Below are 20039 nucleotides of genomic sequence, written 5' to 3'. Positions count from 1 at the left end.
CCCACGCGCGGGCGAGCGAATTCCGCTCAGCCCAGCTGCCGGTACCGCCCCTTGAAGTACGCCAGCGGCCCCCCGTCCGCGCTCGGCAGCGAGGCGGTCAGTACGCGGCCGATGACCAGGGTGTGGTCCCCGGCGGGCACCCGCTGCTCGGTACGGCACTCCAGGGTCGCCAGCGCCCCGCCCACCAGCGGCGCCCCGGACGCCTCGCCCCGCAGGTAGGGGATGTCCGCGAACAGCAGCCGGTCGCTGACGCGGCCCTTCATGGCGAAGCGGCCCGCGATGTGCCGCTGGCTCTCGGAGAGGACGGAGACCGCCCACCGGGGCTGCTCGTCGAGCAGGTCGTCCATGCGGGAGCCCTCGCGCAGGCTGACCAGGACCAGCGGCGGGTCCAGGGACACCGACATGAACGCCGTGGCCGTCATCCCGACGTCCTCGCCGCGCGGTGCCTGCGGGTCGTCGGGGTCGAGCGGCGGCTCCTGCGCGGTCACCAGGACCACGCCCGAGGCCAGCCGGGACATGGCGGCACGGAACTCCTCGTTGCTCACCCCCTCAGCATGCCCGGCGAGGGGCGACGGCAACGGGAGCGTGTGGGACGCGGGGGACGTGAGGGAAGGAGTGTTCGGCACCCTGCCACGCTAATCGGCGGGCCGCGGGCGGGGCATCGGGCCCCGGTCCGAACCGGGACCTAGGACCACAGAAGGAGACGTGCGCATACCTACAAACTTTGCGTTCAGTAAACGCACAGGGAAAACGCAGAAACACCACTCAATTGTTCATCTTTCGCTGTGACTTGAGTCACAAGGAGCGGTAATTGTTGACCCTGTGTACCGAGTGGGGAGCGCGCTGTGATTCAGTGGCGGGGAACCTGCAAGGGCACCATCAGTAAAGGCGCCGAAGAGAACCCTTGATTCGCTGCGAGGTCTCGGGGGGAGGGCGAGCATGGAGACCGAGTCGGAGCCCTACGTCCGTCTTGCGTCCCTGCGTCAACTGCACCAGGTCATGGCCGACATGAACACGGCCCGCAGCCTGGCCGACACCCTGCAGACCGTCGCCGACGGCGTCGTCCAGGCTCTCGGGTACGAGCTGGCGTGCGTCAACCTGGTCCGCCCCGACGGCGACCTCGTCGTCGCCGCCTTCTCCGGCAACCAGGCCGCCGAGGCGCTCATCACCGGCCGGGCGGGCTCCCGGGAGTCCTGGGACCGCCGCCTGAGCATGGGCGAGCAGTGGGGCGACCTGATCTTCATACCCCACACCGAGGGCTGGATCCTCGACGACGACGACGTCCCGCAGTGGTACACCGACGGGCCCGCGCCCCGCTTCGAGGACGAGTGGCACCCCTCGGACCGGCTCTTCGCCCCGATGTACGCGCCCGGCCCGCAGGGCAGTGGCAACAGCGGCGAGCTGATCGGCGTCCTGTCCGTGGACCGGCCGCGCAACGGCCGCCGCCCCGGCGCCTGGGGCCGCGAGGCCCTGCAGATGTACGCGTTCCAGGCCGCCATCGCGATCAGCAACGCCCGGCTCCGCTCCAACATGCAGCGCGCCCTGGTCCGCCTGGAGCGCGACCAGCAGGCGCTCAGGGCCAGCGAGGAGAGCTTCCGGCAGGCCTTCGAGTACGCCCCCTCCGGCATGGCCATCGCCGAGATGGGCGGCGACCAGCACGGCCGGATCCTGCGCACCAACGACGCGCTCTGCCGCCTCCTCGGCCGCCCCGCCTCCGCGATGCGCCGCTACGCCTTCTCCGACCTCGTCCACCCCGAGGACATCGGCACCCTGCTGCGCACCTCCGCCGAGGGCGGCCGGGCCGAGCTGCGCCTGGGCCGCCGCGACGGCAGCTACGTCTGGGTCTCGCTGCGCAACAGCGTCGTCGCCGACGCCGCCGACGGGCCGCGCTTCCTGCTCACCCACGTCGAGGACATAGAGGAACGCAAGCGCCGCGAGCTCCAGCTCGCCCACCGCGCCTCCCACGACTCCCTCACCGGCCTGCCGAACTCCGCCGAGCTGCGCTCCCGCCTCGCCGCCCGGCTCTGCCGGCGCCCGCAGGCGCCCCATCCGGGTGTGGTGGACGCCATGGACGCCGCGTACGGGGACTCCGCCGTCTTCGACTCCGGCGGCCACACCTTCGACTTCGGCGCGGTCACCGAGCCGTACGGCGCCTACGACCACCATGTGCACGCCGTCGCCCCCGCGGACGGCCGGGACGACGGCACGAAGGGGCTCGCGGTCCTCTTCTGCGACCTGGACGGCTTCAAGTCGATCAACGACCGGTTCGGACACAACGCCGGTGACACCGTGCTCATCGAGGTCGCCCGCCGGCTCAGCGGCGGCGTGCGCGACGGCGACACGGTGGCCCGGCTCGGCGGCGACGAGTTCGTGATCCTCGCCAACGGGCTCGGCCGGGCCGACGCCCAGGACCTCGCCGTACGGCTGCGCAACGAGATCATCCAGCCCATCCGGGCCGAGGGAAGGGCCGTCCGCGTGGGCGCCAGTTTCGGCATCGGGTGGGCCCACTGCGGCATGACGGCGGACGAAGTGCTGAAGTCAGCTGACGAACGGATGTACGTCGAGAAACGATCTCGTCCCAAACAGCATCGCCGAGCCGGATGATCACCAGGTCAGCGCCTTGATGCGGTCTGAGTCACCCTTTCGGGTCAGTGGGAGCGGGTAGGCTCGCCATCTCACACCCATACCGCACACGCACCGCATCTGGTTAGGAGACCTAGGGATGACGCCCGGCAACAACGGCGCGAGCACGCCCGAGGACGACGACCCCTTCGGCTACCTCTACGCCGACGGGCAGGCCAACGGGGCCCAGCCGCCGTCCGGTGGCTACGGCTACCCGAACTCGGTCAACCGGGTGCGTCCCGTCGGCACGCGGCAGTACGGAGCACCGCAGGGCCAGGCCGCCCCGACCGCGGCCTACGGCCAGGCCGCCCCGCAGCAGCACGGCACCTACGGCCAGCAGCAGGGCGCCCACGGCCGGCCGAACGCGCACTACGCGGCGCCGGAGACCTTCCCCGGCGGCGGCTCTCCCACCGCTGGGCAGCAGTCGGCGCACGGCGGGGGCGGCGGGCGCCGCGGCCCCAACACCAAGGGTCTGCTGATCGGCGCGGTCGCGGTCGTCGCGGCGGTGGTCATCGGTATCGCCGTGGCCATGACGAGCAGCGGCTCGGACGACGACAAGGGCGGCGACGAGGCGGGCGGCGGCACGGCCCCCACCCAGTCCGACACCACCGGCCCGAGCCCGTCGGCGAGCGACGGCGCCGAGGAAGAGGTGAAGCTCCCGGCCGTGGACGCGAAGGCCCTGCGGCTGTCGCCCGGCGTGGCGACGGCGTCGGAGATCGACGGCGCCCGGTCGGACGGCGGCGTCTATGTGGCCAATCTCAACCAGCCCGGCGCCTCGGTCACCTGGACCGTGGACGGCATCCCCGAGGACGGCCTCTACACCCTCTTCGCCGGCTACAGCGCGGCCGGCGAGGACCAGTCGATGACCCTGACGGTCAACGGCAAGGAGTTCGGCAGCAAGCTGAACCTGGGCAACTTCACCGGGGCCAAGGACGGCGACTTCGCCAAGGGCTGGACCAAGACCTACGCCTGGCCCACCCTCAACAAGGGCACCAACACGATCTCGCTCTCCTGCGCCGACGGCGACAAGTGCAACGTCCTGCTGGACCAGTTCTCCCTGAAGAAGGGCCAGGTCAAGGACTAGGCGCTGGCGGACAGGCCCTGGCGCGTGACGGGCCGGCGCGTCACGCCGCGCCCGCCTCCGCAGTCACCGCGACCCCGCGTCCGAGCAGCTCCTCGTACGCCCCCCGGTCGAACTCGCCCGCCACCGGTGCCAGCACCGTCGCCGCGGACAGGGCGACCGCGCGGGCCAGGCGGTCCGGCCAGGGCAGGTGCTCGACCAGGCCGGCAAGCAGTCCCGCGACGACCGAGTCCCCCGCACCCGTCGGGTTGCCGTGGACGCGGGCGGGCGGTGCGGCCCGCCAGCGGCCCTCCGGGGTCACCGCGAGCAGCCCCTCGGCGCCCAGCGAGGCGACCACCGAGCGGGCACCGCGGCGCCGGGCGGCCTGGGTGGCCCGCAGCGGCTCGTGCGAACCGGTCAGCTCGGCGAGTTCGTCGGCGTTCGGCTTGATCAGGTCCGGTCGGGCGGCGACCCCCCGGCGCAGCGGCTCCCCGCTGGTGTCCAGCAGGACGGGGACGCCGGCGGCGCGGGCGGTGCGCACCAGCCCGGCATAGGCGTTCACCGGGACGCCCGGCGGCAGACTGCCGCACAGGGCCACCGCGGCGGCGCCGGCCAGCAGGTCCTCGTAGGTCTCCTGGAAGGCGTTCCATTCGGCGGGGGCGACGGCCGGGCCGGGTTCGTTGAGCTGGGTGGTGTCGCCGGTGCGTTCGTCGACGACGGCGATGGTGCGGCGGGTCGCCCCCGCGACCGGTACGAGCGCGTCGGTCACCCCGCGCACGCCGGTGAGTCCCTCGCGGACGACGCCCCCGGTGGTGCCGCCCGCGAAGCCGGTGACCGTCACCTCGTGCCCGAGGGCCGCCAGCACCCGGGCCACGTTCAGGCCCTTGCCGCCGGGGCGCTCCGTCACCGCGGTGACCCGGTGGGAGGCGTGGGGGCGCAGGGCCGGGACACGGTAGGTGATGTCGAGAGCGGTGTTCAGCGTGACGGTGAGGATCACCCGCGTCACCTGTGTCACCTGTGTCGACCTCCCCCGATCGGCTGCGGCTGCCGTGTGTCCCCGGATTCGCTCCGGTGTGTTCCGGGGACACGATCATGCCAAAAGGACGGCGGCGGGCCCACCCCCGGTCCGGCCACCGTGGGCCGGTCCGGGGCCGGACTCGGGGACGGATCAGCCCACTTGGGGATCGACCACCCATTCGCCCCGGCGCATCACGCCCACCAGGTCGAAGGCGTCGTCCAGGACCACCAGGTCGGCGTCCTTCCCGGGTTCCAGGGAGCCGACCCGGTCGGCCAGGCCGAGCAGCCGCGCCGGGTTGGCGGAGATCGCCGCGACGACGTCCTCGACGGGCAGCTCGTCCACCGTCACCGCCCGCTTGAAGGCGCGGTCCAGGGTGAGCGTGGAGCCCGCGATCGAGCCGCCCTCCACCAGCCGGGCCACGCCGTCGGCGACCTCGACCTCCATCGGGCCGAGCAGGTAGCGGCCGTCGCCGAAGCCGGCCGCGTCCATCGCGTCGGTGATGAAGGCGACCCGGGCGGCGCCCGCGTGGTGGAAGGCGAGGCGGAGCGCGGCCGGGTGCAGATGTGTGCCGTCGTTGATCAGCTCTACGGTGATCCGCTCGTCCTCCAGCAGCGCGGTGATCGGGCCGGGGGCGCGGTGGCCGAGCGGCGGCATCGCGTTGAACAGGTGCGTGGCGACCGTGGCGCCCGCGTCGATGGCCTGGAGCGTCTGCTCGTAAGTGGCGTCGGTGTGTCCGACCGCCGCGATCACGCCGTGCTCCGCCAGCAGCCGTACGGAGTCCAGGCCGCCCGGCAGCTCGGTGGCCAGCGTCATCATCTTCGCGTGGCCGTGCGCGGCGTCGATCAGCTTGCGGACCTCGGCCGGGTCGGGGTCGCGCAGCAGCTGCTCGTCGTGCGCGCCCTTGCGGCACGGGGAGATGAACGGCCCCTCGAAGTGGACGCCGGCGATGTCGCCCTGCTGGGCCAGCTCGGCGAGCACCCCGGCGTGCCGGGCGAGGAAGTCCAGGTCACCGGTGACGGCGGAGGCGACCACCGTCGTCGTGCCGTGCCGGCGGTGGGTGTGGACGCCCTTGAGGATGTCCTCGTGGGTGCCGCCGGCGAAGGAGGCGCCGCCGCCACCGTGGTTGTGGATGTCGACGAAGCCGGGGACCACCCAGTGGCCCGATACGTCGATGACTTCCGTCTCCGGGGCCGCCGTGTCCGCGATCCGCGTGCCGTCGACGATCACGCGCCCGTCGTCCACGGTGCCGGTGGGCAGTACCACCCGGGCACCGGCGAGAACCTTGCTTGGGGCCATCAGGTGGTTACCTCCGGGGGAGTCGCGGTCGTAGGAGCGGTGCTGAGCAGGTCCCAGGCCATGAGCCCGGCACCCAGGCAGCCGGCGGTGTCCCCCAGCGCCGCGGGGACCAGTTCCGGCAGCTTCTGGAAGGTGACGCGCCGCCGGACGGCGTCCCGCAGCGGTGTGAACAAGGTTTCCCCCGCCTCGGCGAGGCCGCCACCGATGATCAGGACGCGCGGGTCCAGCAGAGTGAGCGCGGTGACCAGCCCGTCGGCGAGCGCGTCCACGGCGCCCTGCCACACGGCGAGCGCGCGGGCGTCGCCCGCCTCGACGGCCTCGGCGCAGTCGGCGGCGTCCGCGTCCGGGTCGCCGCACGCCTCGGCCCACGCCTGGCTGACCGCCGACGCGGACGCGAACCGCTCCAGGCAGCCACGCTGCCCGCACGGACACGGGGTGCCACCGGGCCGTACGACGATGTGGCCGATCTCGCCCGCGAAGCCGTGGGCGCCCGACTCCACCCGGCCGTCGATGCCGATGGCGCCCGCGATGCCGGTGCCCAGCGGCACGAACAAGAACCGGTCGGCGCCCCGACCGGCCCCGATCCGGCCCTCGGCGAGTCCGCCGGTGCGCACGTCGTGACCGAGGGCGACCGGGATGCCGTCGAGCCGGTCGCCGAGCAGTGCCCGCAGCGGTACGTCGCGCCAGCCGAGGTTGGCCGCGTACACGGCGGTGCCGTGCTCCTCGTCGATGATGCCGGGGACGGCCACACCGGCGGCACGGGCGGGCTCGCCGAACCGGTCGGCACCGTAGGCGCGCAGTTCGGCGGCGAAGTCCAGGATGCCCGCGACGACGGCGTCGGGCCCGCGGTCGCGGCCGGTGGCCCGGCGGGCCTGGTGCAGCAGCTCGCCCCCCGGCCCCGCCAGGGCGGCCTTCATCCCGGTGCCGCCCACATCGAGGGCGATGACATGTCTCACGGGGACAGTGTGGCCCGTTGACCCGGGAGAGGTCTAGTCCACTGCCGTGGTGTAGACCTTAATCCGTTAAGCGGACAAGCGAACAAGCGAACGCGTAAGCAAAGCAGTGAACGACGAGTCGTCGGCAGGGTTGGGGAATCACGGTGCAGCGGCGTAGGACAGGAACGATCGCGGTGGTGTCCGCACTGGGCATGACAGCGGTCCTCGGCGGCTGCGGGCTCACCGGGGACTCCGGCGAGGTGACGCTGAGGCTGGTCGCCGCCGACTACGGCGACAGCAAGGCCAACAGCTCCCAGAAATACTGGGACGAGCTGGCCAGGGCCTACGAGGCCGAGCACCCCGGCGTGCACGTGGACGTCACCGTCCACTCCTGGACCGACGTCGACCGCAAGGTCCGCGAGATGGTCGAGGCCGGCGAGGCACCCGACATGGCGCAGATCGGCGCCTACTCCGACTACGCGGACAAGGACCTGCTCTACAGCGCCGACGACGTGCTCTCCATACCGGTCCAGGCCGACTTCGTCTCCCAGCTCGCCGGCGCGGGCCAGGTCAACGGGGTGCAGTACGGCCTGCCCTTCGCGGCCTCCACCCGCGTGCTCTTCTACAACAAGACCCTCCTCGAAAAGGCCGGCGTCACCCCGCCCAAGAGCTGGGACGACCTCGCGGACGCCGCCGAGGCGCTCAAGGCCGAGGGCGTGAAGTACCCGTACGCGCTGCCGCTGGGCGCCGAGGAGGCGCAGGCCGAGACGATGCAGTGGATGCTCAGCGGCGGGGGCGGCTACACCGACGATGTCGGCACCTATTCCGTCGACTCGCCGCAGAACGTCACCACCTTCACCTGGCTGCGGGACGAACTGGTCGGCGAGGGCCTCACCGGCCCGGTCGCCCCCGGAGAGCTCGACCGGGCCGACGCCTTCGCCGCCTTCGCCAACGGCGACGTCGGCATGCTCAACGGGCACCCCTCGCTGATGAAGATGGCCTCCGACAAGGGGGTGAAGTACGGCATGGTGACCACGCCCGGCGTCGACGGCGAGAGCCGGAACACGCTCGGCGTCACCGACTGGATGACGGCCTTCAAGAAGAACGGCCACCAGGAGGAGATCGGCGACTTCCTCGACTTCGTCTACAGCGACGAGAACGTCCTCGACTTCTCCCGCGAGTACGACCTGCTGCCGGTGACCACGTCCGCGTCCCAGGTCATGAGCACGGCCGCGGAGGACAAGAAGCTCAAGCCCTTCCTGGACGAGCTGCTGCTCTCCGAGCTGTACCCGGTCGGCAAGACCTCCTGGGCCTCGGTCAGCGCGGACGTCAAGAAGCAGATCGGCCAGGCGGTCGCCCCCGGCGGCAGCCCCGAGGAGGTACTCGGCCAGCTCCAGACGACGGCGATGCGGGCGGGCAGCGCCGAGTAGCGGGCAGCGGGCATCGGCCCGCTGTCGGTGGCGGGCGTTACGGTGCCGTCCATGGACCTGGGACAGAGGGAGCGCGACATCCTCGCGCTGGAGCGCCGCGGCTTTTCCGGCCCCGGCGCGAAGGAGCGCGCGATCCGCGAGGAGCTGGGCCTGGCCCCCGTCCGCTACTACCAGCTGCTCAACGCCCTCCTGGACGACCCCCGCGCCCTGGCGGCCGACCCGGTGACGGTCAACCGCCTGCGCCGGATACGGGAGTCGCGCCGCTCGGAGCGGTGAGGCGGCGGTGAGTAAGGCAGCGGTGGCTCAGTAGTAACGCAGCGGTGAGGCAGCGGTACGCAGTGGCGAGGCGGCAGGAAGGCAGTGGCGAGGCAGCGGTGAGATTGTCTTCCGCCCCGGCGGGATAGGTTCGCGGTATGGGCAGCCACCAGGACTCCACCCGTGACGACTCCCCGGACCACCTGCCGACCCCCGCGACGGCGGCCGGGCGCGAAGGGCTCGACGCCCTCCTCGCCGCCCCCGGCCGCGCGGTGATCGCCCTCGACTTCGACGGCACGCTCGCCCCGATCGTCGCCGACCCCGACCGGGCCCGCGCCCACCCGGACGCCGTACCGGCGCTCGCGGCCCTCGCCCCGAAGGTCGCCTCCGTCGCGGTGATCACCGGCCGCCCGGCCGAGGTCGCGGTCCACCACGGCGGCTTCGCGGACATCCCCGGCCTGGATCACCTCGTCGTCCTCGGCCACTACGGCGCCGAGCGCTGGGACGCCGCCACCGGCGCGCTCACCACCCCCGAACCGCACCCCGGCGTCGCCGCCGTCCGCGCCGAGCTGCCGGGGCTGCTGGAGCGCTCCGGGGCGGGCCAGGGCACGTGGATCGAGGAGAAGGGCCACGCGGTCGCCGTCCACACCCGCCGCGCCCCCGATCCCCAGGCCGCCTTCGACACCCTGCGCGCCCCGCTCGCCGGCCTCGCCACCCGCCACGGCCTCATCGTCGAACCGGGCCGCATGGTCCTGGAACTGCGCCCACCCGGCATGGACAAGGGCGCCGCCCTGCGGGAGTACGTCCGGGAGCTGGACGCGGGGGCCGTCCTCTACGCCGGCGACGACCTCGGCGACCTCCCCGCCTTCACGGCCGTCGAGACCCTCCGCACGGAGGGCACCCCCGGCCTCCTGGTCTGCAGCGGCAGCGACGAGGTGCCCGACCTCCGCGAACGAGCCGACGTGGTGGTCGACGGCCCGGAAGGCGTGGTGCACCTCCTGCGTTCCCTGGCCGCACGCCTCGCGTAGCAGCTCCGCCCCAGCCTGCGGGCATTCGTGCCGCCTAGGGCGGCACGGGTGGGCGCAGGCGGCACCCCGGCGGCGCCGGGCCGCGCGACCCACCCCCGCTCAGCCCCAACGCCGGATCACCCGGCAATCAAGACCTCAACGCCTCCAACTGCTCAAGAAACCACCGCGCCGGAGGCAACGCCGTCCCCGCCGCCGCCAACCGCTTCGACCGCTCCGCCCGCTCCCCGGCACCGACCGACAACGCCTCGTGCAACGCCTCCGCCGTCCCCGACACGTCGTACGGATTCACTACCACCGCGTCGTCCCCCAACTCCTCGTACGCCCCCGCCTCCCGGGACAGCACCAGCACGCACCCCTCGTCGGAGACGACCGGCACCTCCTTCGCGACGAGGTTCATCCCGTCCCGGACGGGGTTGACCAGCGCCACGTCCGCCAGCCGGTACGCCGCCAGCGACCGCGAGAAGTCGTCCTTCACGTGCAGCACGACCGGCGTCCACCCGGCCGTCCCGAACTCCTCGTTGATCGAGTCCGCGACCCGCCGCACCTCGGCGGTGTAGTCCCGGTACACGGCGAGATCCTGCCGCGAGGGGTAGGCGAACGCGACGTGCACGACCCGTTCGCGCCACTCGGGCCGCCCGGCCAGCAGCTCCCGGTACGCCAGCAGCCCCCGCACGATGTTCTTCGACAGCTCGGTCCGGTCCACCCGCACGATCGTCCGGCGCGCGCTCCCGTCCGGGCCCTGACCGATCTCCGTCCGCAGCGCCGCCATCCGCTCTTCCACGTCGGCCTCGTGCGACCGCTGCCGCAGGAAGTCCGCGTCCGCGCCGAGCCCGTGCACGCCGATCTCGGTGCCACCGGCCCCGCCCACCACGGCGTCGCAGCACGCGGTGAACGCGTCCGCCCACCGACGGGTGAGGAACCCGAGCCGGTCGGCGCCGAGCATGCCGCGCAGCACCTGCTCGGCGATGTCGTCCGGCAGCAGCCGGAAGTAGTCGACCGGCGCCCACGGCGTGTGCGAGAAGTGGCCGATCCGGAGATCCGGCCGCAGCTCCCGCAGCATCCCCGGCACCAGCGTCAGGTGGTAGTCCTGCACGATCGCGACCGCGCCCTCGGCCGCCTCCTCGGCCAGCGCCTCGGAGAAGGCCCGGTTGTACGCCTCGTAGGAGGCCCACTGCCGCCGGAACTCCGCGTCGAAGACCGGCTCGAGCGGGGTCTGGTAGAGCATGTGGTGCACGAACCACAGCACGGAGTTGGCGATGCCGTTGTACGCGTCCGCGTGCACGTCGGCCGGTACGTCCAGCATCCGTACGCCGTCCTCGCCGGCCCCGCGCCGTACCGCCTCGCGGTCGCCGTCGCTCAACGCGGAGCACACCCACAGCGCCCCCGCGTCCGGCCCGATGGCCGACAGTCCGGAGACCAGCCCGCCACCGCCGCGTCTGGCGTGCAGCGAACCGTCCTCCCGTACCTCGTACGAGACCGGCCCCCTGTTGGAGGCGACCAGCACCTGAGCAGCACCGAAGCTTGAAGCCATACGCCTCAACCTAGCCCGGCCCCGAAACCCTCAAACGTGGACGGGCGGCACATCGGCATCGATTGCGTCACGCGTCTTGTGTGGTCGGTGTGACCGGCCTCGGCCACCGCCACCCCGGAACCGGCACCGGAACCGGAGGCGGCACCGGCTCCGGAGCCCGCGGCGGCGAGTACCTGACTTGCGAGCCGGACTCCGGCGGCATCTGGCGCTGGTCGGACGGCGTGCCCGGCTGACGCTCACGCCGCCTTCCGGGCCGCGTACTCCGCGATCTCCGTCATCGGGGGCCGTTCCTCGGTGTCCACGGAGTACGTGCGCGGCTCGAAGCCGTCGGCGCCCCGCTCGAACTGGATGAGGGACGGCCGGACCAGGTGGCCGCGGGCCAGCCGGAGCTGGGCGGTGCGGTAGATGGCGGCGGACATGCGGCCCAGTGCCTGGCCGTCCTGGTGCCGGTGCTTGCGGACGCCGACGTCGACCTGTGCGAGAGCGTCCAGGCCCACCAGGTGCAGGGCGTCGACCAGCATGCCCAGCTCGACTCCGTAGCCGACGGGGAAGGGGAGCCGTTCGAGGAGGGAGCGGCGGGCCGCGTACTCGCCGCCGAGCGGCTGGACGAAGCCGGCCAGCCGCGGCCAGTGCATGTTGAGCAGCGGACGGGCCATGAGTTCCGTGACCCGGCCGCCCTGGCCGGGAGCGGCGTCGAGAGGCCGGTCGTACATGGCCTTCACGAGGTGCACGTCCGGCTCGGTGAGCAGCGGGCCGACGATCCCGGACACGAAGTCGGCCGAGAACTCGCGCAGGTCCGCGTCGACGAAGCAGACGATGTCGCCGCCGGTCACCAGCAGCGAGCGCCACAGCACCTCGCCCTTGCCCGGCACGGCCGGGACACGGGGGAGGATCGCGTCGCGGTGCACGACACGGGCACCCGCCGCCGCGGCCACCGCCGACGTACGGTCCCTCGATCCGGAGTCCACGACGACCAGCTCGTCCACGAGCGGCACCCGCAGCATCAGCTCCCGGCGGATCACCGAGACGATGCCGCCGACGGTCGCCTCCTCGTCGAGGGCGGGGAGCACCACGCTGACCGACTGCCCGGTGGCTTGCTTGGCGGCCATGAGCTGCTGGATCGGCCGGTCCCCCACGGACCAGGAGCGTGCGCTCAGCCAGCGCTCGACTTCTTCCAGCACGGTCTCCCGCTCCCTCTGTGATCCATCTCGCGGTTCGGACGACTATCTCAACGGTCATGGACGTCGGTTACAGTCTTGAACAACGCGGGTGACCATCGCATGCCGGGGTCGCCGCACGAACAACAACTGAAGACCGCTCATCCAGAGGGGCAGAGGGATACGGCCCGTTGAAGCCCCGGCAACCCTCCAGTCGGTTCTTGTCACGCGGACGTGGCGAGGCTCCCGACTAGGGAAGGTGCCAAATCCGTCTCACGGCGAGATGCGTCGTGAGGAAGATGAGGAGAAAGGGCCTCGCCTCACATGGCTGTGCAGACTGTCGAAAGCACCACCGACACCACCGCTTCCCCCGCTTCCCCGGTCGACCTCGGTCCCGCCGCGGCGCTGAACTGCCGCGAGTGCGGTCATCGCGTACCGCTCGGCCCGGTCTTCGCCTGCGAGGAGTGTTTCGGCCCGCTCGAGATCGCCTACGACTTCTCGGCGTACGACACCGAGGAACTGCGCAAGCGGATCGAAGCGGGCCCCGCGAACATCTGGCGTTACGCCCCGCTGCTGCCCGTCCCCGCCGACGTGGCGGACAAGCCGAACATCAACCCGGGCTGGACCAAGCTGGTCAAGGCCGACAACCTGGCCCGCGAGCTGGGTGTCACAGGCGGTCTGTACGTCAAGGACGACTCCGGCAACCCGACGCACTCCTTCAAGGACCGCGTCGTCGCGCAGGCCATCGAGGCCGCCCGCGCCTTCGGCTTCACCACCCTCTCCTGCTCCTCCACCGGCAACCTCGCGGGTGCCGTCGGCGCCGCCGCCGCCCGCGCCGGCTTCCGCTCCTGCGTGTTCATCCCGCACGACCTGGAGCAGGGCAAGGTCGTCATGGCCGCCGTCTACGGCGGTGAGCTGGTCGGCATCGAGGGCAACTACGACGACGTGAACCGCTTCTGCTCCGAGCTGATCGGTGACTCGGCGGGCGAGGGCTGGGGCTTCGTCAACGTCAACCTGCGTCCGTACTACGCGGAGGGCTCCAAGACCCTCGCGTACGAGATCTGCGAGCAGCTCGGCTGGCGGCTGCCCGACCAGCTCGTCGTCCCGATCGCCTCCGGCTCCCAGCTCACGAAGATCGACAAGGGTCTTCAGGAGCTGATCAAGCTCGGTCTGGTCGAGGACAAGCCGTACAAGATCTTCGGCGCCCAGGCCGAGGGCTGTTCGCCGGTGTCCACCGCGTACAAGGCGGGCCACGACGTCGTACGCCCGCAGAAGCCGGACACCATCGCCAAGTCCCTGGCGATCGGCAATCCGGCCGACGGCCCCTACGTCCTCGACATCGCGCGCCGCACCGGCGGCGCCGTGGAGGACGTGACCGACGAGCAGGTCGTGGACGCGATCAAGCTGCTGGCCCGCACGGAGGGCATCTTCGCGGAGACGGCGGGCGGCGTGACGGTCGGCGTCACGAAGAAGCTGATCGAGGACGGCGTCCTGGACCCGTCCCTCACCACCGTCGTCCTCAACACCGGCGACGGCCTGAAGACCCTCGACGCGGTGGCCGGCACCGGCCTCACCGCCACCATCCGCCCGAACCTGGACTCCTTCCGAGAGGCTGGCCTCGCATGAGCGTGACCGTTCGCATCCCGACCATCCTGCGCACCTACACCGGCGGCAAGGCCGAGGTCGCCGCCGACGGCGCGAACCTGGGTGAGGTCATCGCCGACCTGGAGAAGAACCACACCGGTATCGCCGCCCGTGTCCTGGACGACCAGGGCAAGCTGCGTCGCTTCGTCAACGTCTACGTCAACGACGACGACGTCCGCTTCGAGCAGGGCCTGGAGACCGCGACCCCGGAGGGCGCCGGCGTCTCCATCATCCCGGCGGTCGCCGGCGGCTGACCCATCCCTCGGTTACCCCCGGTAATCGCCGTGACGCCCGGTTCATCGAATTGCCCCCTCCGTAAGAGAAGCGGAGGGGGCAATTCCATGTGGTTGAGCGCGGTAGAGTTGGGGAACGCGCTCCCGATCGGAAGGTCGGGAACCCTGAATTCCTGCCGCTCGCCCGACCAGATGTAGCCAAAGTGTGGGCGTATTTCGCGGCTTTTGCTCTTTTTGTGTGCCCCGACTTGACCCGAATTCAGGCGAATTCTCGCCAGATTCCGGACCGGGTGCGTCCAGATTTCTCGTCCGACTGACCTGTTGCAGACGGCAGTTGGACAGATACATTCAGCCGCGGTCGACGCGTTCCGGCGCACGCCCCCAGTCGTGGGGGGTGAGGTCTGACCCGGGTCCGCGAAGTGCGGATCTGTGCAAGGGCCAGTAATAGGGGAGTTAGGCATGGCTCAGGGCACCGTCAAGTGGTTCAACGCGGAGAAGGGGTACGGCTTCATCGCGGTCGACGGTGGTGCGGATGTTTTCGTCCACTACAGCGCGATTCAGATGGACGGCTACCGCACCCTCGAAGAAGGCCAGCGGGTCGAGTTCGAGATCTCGCAGGGTCAGAAGGGCCCGCAGGCCGACATGGTTCGCCTCAGCGCCTGAGACGCGCGACCACGGCAAGTCAGCGGTCTTCTCCGAAGGGCCCGCACCCCACGGGGTGCGGGCCCTTCGGTCTGCCCGGAACCCGCGCCGATCCCCGAGAGGCGCTTGCACTCGGCAGGGTCGAGTGCTAATCATTGGCGTTAGCACTCTGAAGGTGAGAGTGACAACGAAGGACCGGGTCGGTGAGGCCCGCAGGCCGGGTGGGGAAGGAACCACGAGGCCGGCGAGCCGTCCGTCGCGGGCGCGGGCGCGGTCCGAAGGAATCACCCCCAGTCCTGGAGGGACCACTTCACATGGCCAAGATCATCGCGTTCGACGAGGAGGCACGGCGCGGCCTCGAGCGCGGCATGAACCAGCTCGCGGACGCCGTCAAGGTGACGCTCGGCCCCAAGGGCCGCAACGTCGTCCTCGAGAAGAAGTGGGGCGCCCCCACGATCACCAACGATGGTGTCTCCATCGCCAAGGAGATCGAACTCGAGGACCCGTACGAGAAGATCGGCGCCGAGCTGGTCAAGGAAGTCGCCAAGAAGACGGACGACGTCGCCGGTGACGGTACGACCACCGCGACCGTTCTCGCCCAGGCCCTGGTCAAGGAAGGCCTGCGCAACGTCGCCGCCGGTGCCAACCCGATGGCCCTGAAGCGCGGTATCGAGAAGGCCGTCGAGGCCGTCTCCGCCGCCCTGCTGGAGCAGGCGAAGGACGTCGAGACCAAGGAGCAGATCGCCTCCACGGCCTCCATCTCCGCCGCCGACACCCAGATCGGCGAGCTCATCGCCGAGGCCATGGACAAGGTCGGCAAGGAAGGCGTCATCACCGTCGAGGAGTCCCAGACCTTCGGTCTGGAGCTGGAGCTCACCGAGGGTATGCGCTTCGACAAGGGCTACATCTCGGCGTACTTCGCCACCGACATGGAGCGTATGGAGGCGTCGCTCGACGACCCGTACATCCTGATCGCCAACTCCAAGATCGGCAACGTCAAGGACCTGCTGCCGCTCCTGGAGAAGGTCATGCAGTCGGGCAAGCCGCTGCTGATCATCGCCGAGGACGTCGAGGGCGAGGCCCTGTCGACCCTGGTCGTCAACAAGATCCGCGGCACCTTCAAGTCCGTCGCCGTCAAGGCCCCGGGCTTCGGCGACCGCCGCAAGGCGATGCTCCAGGACATCGGCATCCTCACCGGCGGCGAGGTGATCTCCGAGGAGGTCGGCCTCAAGCTGGAGAACGCCACGCTCGACCTCCTGGGCAGCGCGCGCAAGGTCGTCATCACCAAGGACGAGACCACGATCGTGGACGGCGCCGGCTCGGCCGACCAGGTCCAGGGCCGGGTCAACCAGATCCGCGCCGAGATCGAGAACAGCGACTCGGACTACGACCGCGAGAAGCTCCAGGAGCGCCTGGCGAAGCTGGCCGGCGGCGTGGCCGTCATCAAGGCCGGTGCCGCCACCGAGGTCGAGCTCAAGGAGCGCAAGCACCGCATCGAGGACGCCGTTCGCAACGCGAAGGCGGCCGTCGAGGAGGGCATCGTCGCCGGTGGTGGCGTGGCCCTGCTCCAGGCCTCCCAGGTCTTCGAGAAGCTGGAGCTGACGGGTGACGAGGCGACCGGTGCCAACGCCGTGAAGCTCGCCCTGGAGGCCCCGCTGAAGCAGATCGCCGTCAACGGTGGTCTCGAGGGCGGCGTCGTCGTGGAGAAGGTCCGCAACCTGACCGTCGGCCACGGCCTGAACGCCGCGACCGGTGAGTACGTCGACATGATCGCCGAAGGCATCATCGACCCGGCGAAGGTGACGCGATCTGCCCTGCAGAACGCCGCCTCCATCGCCGCGCTGTTCCTCACCACCGAGGCCGTCATCGCCGACAAGCCGGAGAAGGCCGCCGCGGGCGGCGCCCCGGGCGGCATGCCGGGCGGTGACATGGACTTCTGATCGGCCTCCGGCTGATCAACCGTCCTTCACGTACCGAGGGCGGCACCCCCTGTTCCGGCAGGGGGTGCCGCCCTCGGGCGTTTTCGCCGGCCCCCACCCGCGATGTGCCATGGATCACGCCGGACCGGGAGCCGCGGGCGGAATGGCCGCGAGGGGTGCGCCCGTTGTCGTGGAAGTACGATCAATGCAGGCGCACATACCAACCGGTACCTCCCTAGGAGCCCCCACGTGACCGTCACCGCCACCGACGCCGCCTCGCGCGCCGCCCAGATCCTCGCCCGCCCGGCCACCATCAACGGCCTGACCGTGCCCAACCGCATCGCGATGGCGCCGATGACCCGGATGTTCTCGCCGGGCGGCGTCCCCGGCGAGGACGTGGTCTCGTACTACTCCCGTCGCGCCGCCGCCGGTGTCGGTCTGATCGTCACCGAGGGCACCTACGTCGGCCACGACTCGGCCGGGCAGAGCGACAGCGTCCCGCGCTTCCACGGTGACGAGCAGCTGGCCGGCTGGGCGAAGGTCGCGGAGGCGGTGCACGAGGCGGGCGGCACGATCGTGCCGCAGCTGTGGCACATCGGCATGGTCCGCAAGCAGGGCGAGCCCCCCTTCGCGGACGCCCCCGCCGTCGGCCCCTCCGGTCTGCGCATCGGCGAGGACGAGGTCACCGGCAAGGCGATGACCCAGCGCGACCTGGACGACGTCATCGGCGCCTTCGCCGAGGCCGCTGCCGCCGCCGAGCGCATCGGCTTCGACGGCGTGGAGATCCACGGCGCCCACGGCTACCTCGTCGACCAGTTCCTGTGGGCGGGCACCAACCGCCGCACCGACGCCTACGGCGGCGACCCGGTCTCCCGCACCCGCTTCGCCGCCGAGATCGTGGCCGCCGTGCGCGACGCCGTCTCGCCCGAGTTCCCCGTGATCTTCCGCTACTCCCAGTGGAAGCAGGAGGCCTACCGTGCCCGCCTCGCCGAGACCCCCGAGGAGCTGGAGGCGATCCTCGCCCCGCTCGCCTCGGCCGGCGTCGACGCCTTCCACGCCTCCACCCGCCGCTACTGGCGCCCCGAGTTCGACGGCTCCGACCTCAACCTCGCCGGCTGGACCAAGAAGCTGACGGGCAGGACCGCCATCACGGTCGGCTCGGTGGGCCTGGACGGTGACTTCACCAAGGCCTTCCTGGGCGAGGGCGCCCCGGTCGGCAGCCTCGACAACCTCCTCGACCGCCTGGAGCGCGACGAGTTCGACCTCGTCGCCGTCGGCCGCGCGCTGCTCCAGGACCCGCTGTGGGCCGAGAAGGTCCTCGCCGGGAACTTCGACGCGCTCGCCCCCTACGACGCGGCGTCGCTGAAGTCCCTGAGCTGACCCGACCCGGTCCGGATGCGCACCGCGGCGTAAAGTCCGTGGGATCACCAACTACTGCCGCACGTACGTCCAGCGGCGTTCAGTGAGGAGTGATCGATGACGAACCCCGAGGTCCCGGGGCCCGTGGTGCGCACCGCCGCCGGTTCGGTGCGGGGGCGGCGGGAGGGCGGCCTGACCGTCTTCCGCGGCATCCCGTTCGCGGAACCGCCGGTGGGCGAGGCCCGGTTCGCCGCGCCACGTCCCGTCCGCGCCTGGGACGGCACGCGCGAGGCGTACACCTTCGGCCCGCCGCCCCCGCAGGACCTCGGCATCGCGGGCACCACCGGCGTCCTGGACGCGCCCGAGGGCGACGACTGGCTGACGGCCAACGTCTGGACCCCCGCCCCCGACCCGGCCGCCCGCCGCCCGGTCATGGTCTGGATCTACGGCGGCGCCTACAAACTCGGCCACTCCGGCAGCCCCGGCTACGACGCCCGCCGCATCGCCGCCGACGGCGACCTCGTCGTCGTCACCTTCAACTACCGCGTCGGCATGGAGGGTTTCGCCCGCATCGACGGCGCCCCCGCCAACCGGGGCCTGCTCGACCAGGTGGCCGCGCTGGAGTGGGTACGGGACAACGTCGCGGCGTTCGGCGGTGACCCGGCCCGGGTCACCGTCTTCGGCGAGTCGGCGGGCGCCGGCTCCGTGGCCTCCCTCATGGCCATGCCCCGCGCGGACGGCCTCTTCCACCGCGCCATCGCCCAGAGCGTGCCGGGCACGTTCTACTCCGACGAGCTGGCCCGGGACGTCGGCACCGCCCTCGCCGCCGAACTCGGCCTGCGCCCCACCGTCGCCGACCTGGCGGCCGTGGATCCGGGACAGCTGGTCAAGGCGGGGCAGTCCCTCGCCCCCAAGATGCCCGGGTGCGTGGACCGCTGGGGCCGGGCCGCGCCCACGGTCACCCCGTACTCACCGGTCGTCGACGGCGACGTACTGCCGGTCATGCCGTGGCAGGCACTCGCGTCCGGCGCGTCCCGGGACGTCGACCTGATCGTCGGCCACAACCGCGACGAGAACCGGCTCTTCACCGCGATGGCGGGCAAGCTCGGGCAGATCGGTGAGGAGCGTGCGAGGGCGGCGCTCGGCCTTTACGCGCCGGGCGGCGAAGCGGCCTACCGGGCCGCGTACCCGGGCGTGTCCGCGAACGATTTGTACGAACGCGTGCAGACCGACTGGATCTTCGCCATGCCCTCGCTGCATCTGGCCGAGGCGCACCTCGCGGGCGGTGGCCGGTCGTTCGTCTACGAGCTGACCTGGCCGGCCCCGGCCGACGGCGGTGTCCTCGGCGCCTGCCACGCCCTGGACATCCCGCTCCTCTTCGGGACGTTCCGGGCCGACGTGGGGCTGCTCGTCTTCGGCGGTGCCGAACCCTCGCCGGAGGCGCTCGCCCTGTCGTCCCGCTTCCGGTCCTCGTGGACCGCGTTCGCGCACACCGGCGACCCCGGCTGGCCCGCGTACGACACGGAACGGCGCCTGGTCCAGGTCCTGGACGCGGAGCCGGTCGTCGCGCCGTACCCGGAGGAGGCGTCGAGGCGCCTGTGGGAGGGGCACGAGTTCGGGGCGCTGCCTCTGCTGGGGTGAGGCCGCCCGCTTCCTTGCCAGTGTCGTGCTTCCACGACCCGAGTAAAGGGCGCTGCGCGTCGGCTGCGCCGATCGGCCTGCGGCCGACCCTTGACTCGGCTCGCTCCAGCACGGGTGGGAAGCGAGCGGGCGGCCCGGGGAAAGCGGTGGCCCCGGGTACGCCGGTCCCTTTTGTGGGCTGCCCGGTGCCCCGGCGCGCGGGAGCGCGCTCGCGCCCCACATGCACGCCGGGCCGTCTCGGCGGCTATCGGCGGGTGGTGGGTGGTGGG

General features: G+C 71.7%; 17 protein-coding genes and 1 riboswitch. Of the genes, 11 read left to right on the top strand and 6 right to left on the bottom strand.

The features are described from left to right. Nucleotides 1–26: 26 nt before the first annotated feature. Nucleotides 27–626, bottom strand: a complete 600-nt coding sequence (locus EBH09_RS16130; RefSeq protein WP_121747688.1) for a flavin reductase family protein — start codon at nt 624–626, stop codon at nt 27–29. A 313-nt stretch (nt 627–939) separates the two neighbouring features. On the opposite strand from EBH09_RS16130, the gene cdgB reads away from it, so the two are divergent. Then, a complete protein-coding gene (gene cdgB / locus EBH09_RS16125; RefSeq protein ID WP_121747687.1) occupies nt 940–2604 on the top strand; it encodes a diguanylate cyclase CdgB in 1665 nt (554 codons plus the stop codon). Between the two features lie 118 nt (nt 2605–2722). Beyond that, nucleotides 2723–3706: a carbohydrate-binding protein gene (locus EBH09_RS16120; RefSeq protein WP_121747686.1), complete on the top strand. Its 984-nt coding sequence runs from the start codon at nt 2723–2725 to the stop codon at nt 3704–3706. Between the two features lie 40 nt (nt 3707–3746). Here the strand turns inward: EBH09_RS16120 and EBH09_RS16115 are convergent, their stop codons facing one another. The 3 genes from EBH09_RS16115 to EBH09_RS16105 form a co-directional block, all read right to left on the bottom strand. Further along, nucleotides 3747–4679, bottom strand: coding sequence for a 1-phosphofructokinase family hexose kinase (locus EBH09_RS16115; RefSeq protein ID WP_121747831.1), 933 nt, complete (start codon nt 4677–4679; stop codon nt 3747–3749). Between the two features lie 171 nt (nt 4680–4850). After that, nucleotides 4851–5996 carry an N-acetylglucosamine-6-phosphate deacetylase gene (nagA, locus tag EBH09_RS16110; protein WP_121747685.1) on the bottom strand — a complete coding sequence of 382 codons (1146 nt, stop codon included), beginning with the start codon at nt 5994–5996 and terminating at the stop codon, nt 4851–4853. Further along, a complete protein-coding gene (locus EBH09_RS16105; protein ID WP_121747684.1) occupies nt 5996–6952 on the bottom strand; it encodes an ROK family protein in 957 nt (318 codons plus the stop codon). Before EBH09_RS16105 ends, nagA begins: the two co-directional genes overlap by 1 nt. Nucleotides 6953–7095: 143 nt before the next feature. Between EBH09_RS16105 and EBH09_RS16100 the strand changes: the two genes are divergently transcribed. The 3 genes from EBH09_RS16100 (at nt 7096) to otsB (ending at nt 9644) form a co-directional block, all read left to right on the top strand. Beyond that, nucleotides 7096–8361 carry an extracellular solute-binding protein gene (locus tag EBH09_RS16100; RefSeq protein WP_121747683.1) on the top strand — a complete coding sequence of 422 codons (1266 nt, stop codon included), beginning with the start codon at nt 7096–7098 and terminating at the stop codon, nt 8359–8361. Between the two features lie 51 nt (nt 8362–8412). Next, the gene (locus EBH09_RS16095; RefSeq protein ID WP_121747682.1) at nt 8413–8637 is read left to right on the top strand and encodes a DUF3263 domain-containing protein; all 225 of its coding nucleotides are present in this window, start codon (nt 8413–8415) and stop codon (nt 8635–8637) included. A 137-nt stretch (nt 8638–8774) separates the two neighbouring features. Further along, on the top strand, nt 8775–9644 hold the full coding sequence (gene otsB, locus EBH09_RS16090) for a trehalose-phosphatase (protein WP_121747681.1): 870 nt from the start codon (nt 8775–8777) through the stop codon (nt 9642–9644). A gap of 127 nt (nt 9645–9771) precedes the next feature. Here the strand turns inward: otsB and EBH09_RS16085 are convergent, their stop codons facing one another. Both EBH09_RS16085 and EBH09_RS16080 read right to left on the bottom strand, forming a co-directional pair. After that, complete coding sequence (locus EBH09_RS16085) at nt 9772–11175, bottom strand: trehalose-6-phosphate synthase (RefSeq protein ID WP_121747680.1); 1404 nt, start codon at nt 11173–11175, stop codon at nt 9772–9774. Nucleotides 11176–11411: 236 nt separating this feature from the next. Continuing rightward, nucleotides 11412–12356 carry a glucosyl-3-phosphoglycerate synthase gene (locus EBH09_RS16080; protein ID WP_121747679.1) on the bottom strand — a complete coding sequence of 315 codons (945 nt, stop codon included), beginning with the start codon at nt 12354–12356 and terminating at the stop codon, nt 11412–11414. Between the two features lie 134 nt (nt 12357–12490). Next, nucleotides 12491–12638, top strand: a riboswitch (SAM riboswitch). 18 nt (nt 12639–12656) lie between these two features. Between EBH09_RS16080 and thrC the strand changes: the two genes are divergently transcribed. The 6 genes from thrC to EBH09_RS16050 all read left to right on the top strand — a co-directional run bounded on the left by thrC (nt 12657) and on the right by EBH09_RS16050 (nt 19770). Then, nucleotides 12657–13958, top strand: coding sequence for a threonine synthase (gene thrC / locus EBH09_RS16075; RefSeq protein ID WP_193776341.1), 1302 nt, complete (start codon nt 12657–12659; stop codon nt 13956–13958). Then, on the top strand, nt 13955–14230 hold the full coding sequence (locus EBH09_RS16070) for a MoaD/ThiS family protein (RefSeq protein WP_121747678.1): 276 nt from the start codon (nt 13955–13957) through the stop codon (nt 14228–14230). Before thrC ends, EBH09_RS16070 begins: the two co-directional genes overlap by 4 nt. A gap of 438 nt (nt 14231–14668) precedes the next feature. Continuing rightward, on the top strand, nt 14669–14872 hold the full coding sequence (locus EBH09_RS16065; protein WP_004929928.1) for a cold-shock protein: 204 nt from the start codon (nt 14669–14671) through the stop codon (nt 14870–14872). A 293-nt stretch (nt 14873–15165) separates the two neighbouring features. After that, the gene (gene groL / locus EBH09_RS16060; RefSeq protein WP_121747677.1) at nt 15166–16791 is read left to right on the top strand and encodes a chaperonin GroEL; all 1626 of its coding nucleotides are present in this window, start codon (nt 15166–15168) and stop codon (nt 16789–16791) included. Between the two features lie 228 nt (nt 16792–17019). Then, nucleotides 17020–18150: an NADH:flavin oxidoreductase gene (locus tag EBH09_RS16055; protein WP_121747676.1), complete on the top strand. Its 1131-nt coding sequence runs from the start codon at nt 17020–17022 to the stop codon at nt 18148–18150. A gap of 96 nt (nt 18151–18246) precedes the next feature. Continuing rightward, complete coding sequence (locus EBH09_RS16050) at nt 18247–19770, top strand: carboxylesterase family protein (RefSeq protein ID WP_121747675.1); 1524 nt, start codon at nt 18247–18249, stop codon at nt 19768–19770. Nucleotides 19771–20039: the final 269 nt, after the last annotated feature.

This window comes from Streptomyces sp. E2N166 (assembly GCF_003671715.1).
In the GTDB taxonomy this organism is placed as follows: Bacteria; Actinomycetota; Actinomycetes; order Streptomycetales; family Streptomycetaceae; genus Streptomyces; species Streptomyces thinghirensis.
The sequence above is the reverse complement of the archived record's forward strand: the minus strand, read 5'-3'. Positions and strand labels throughout refer to the sequence as shown.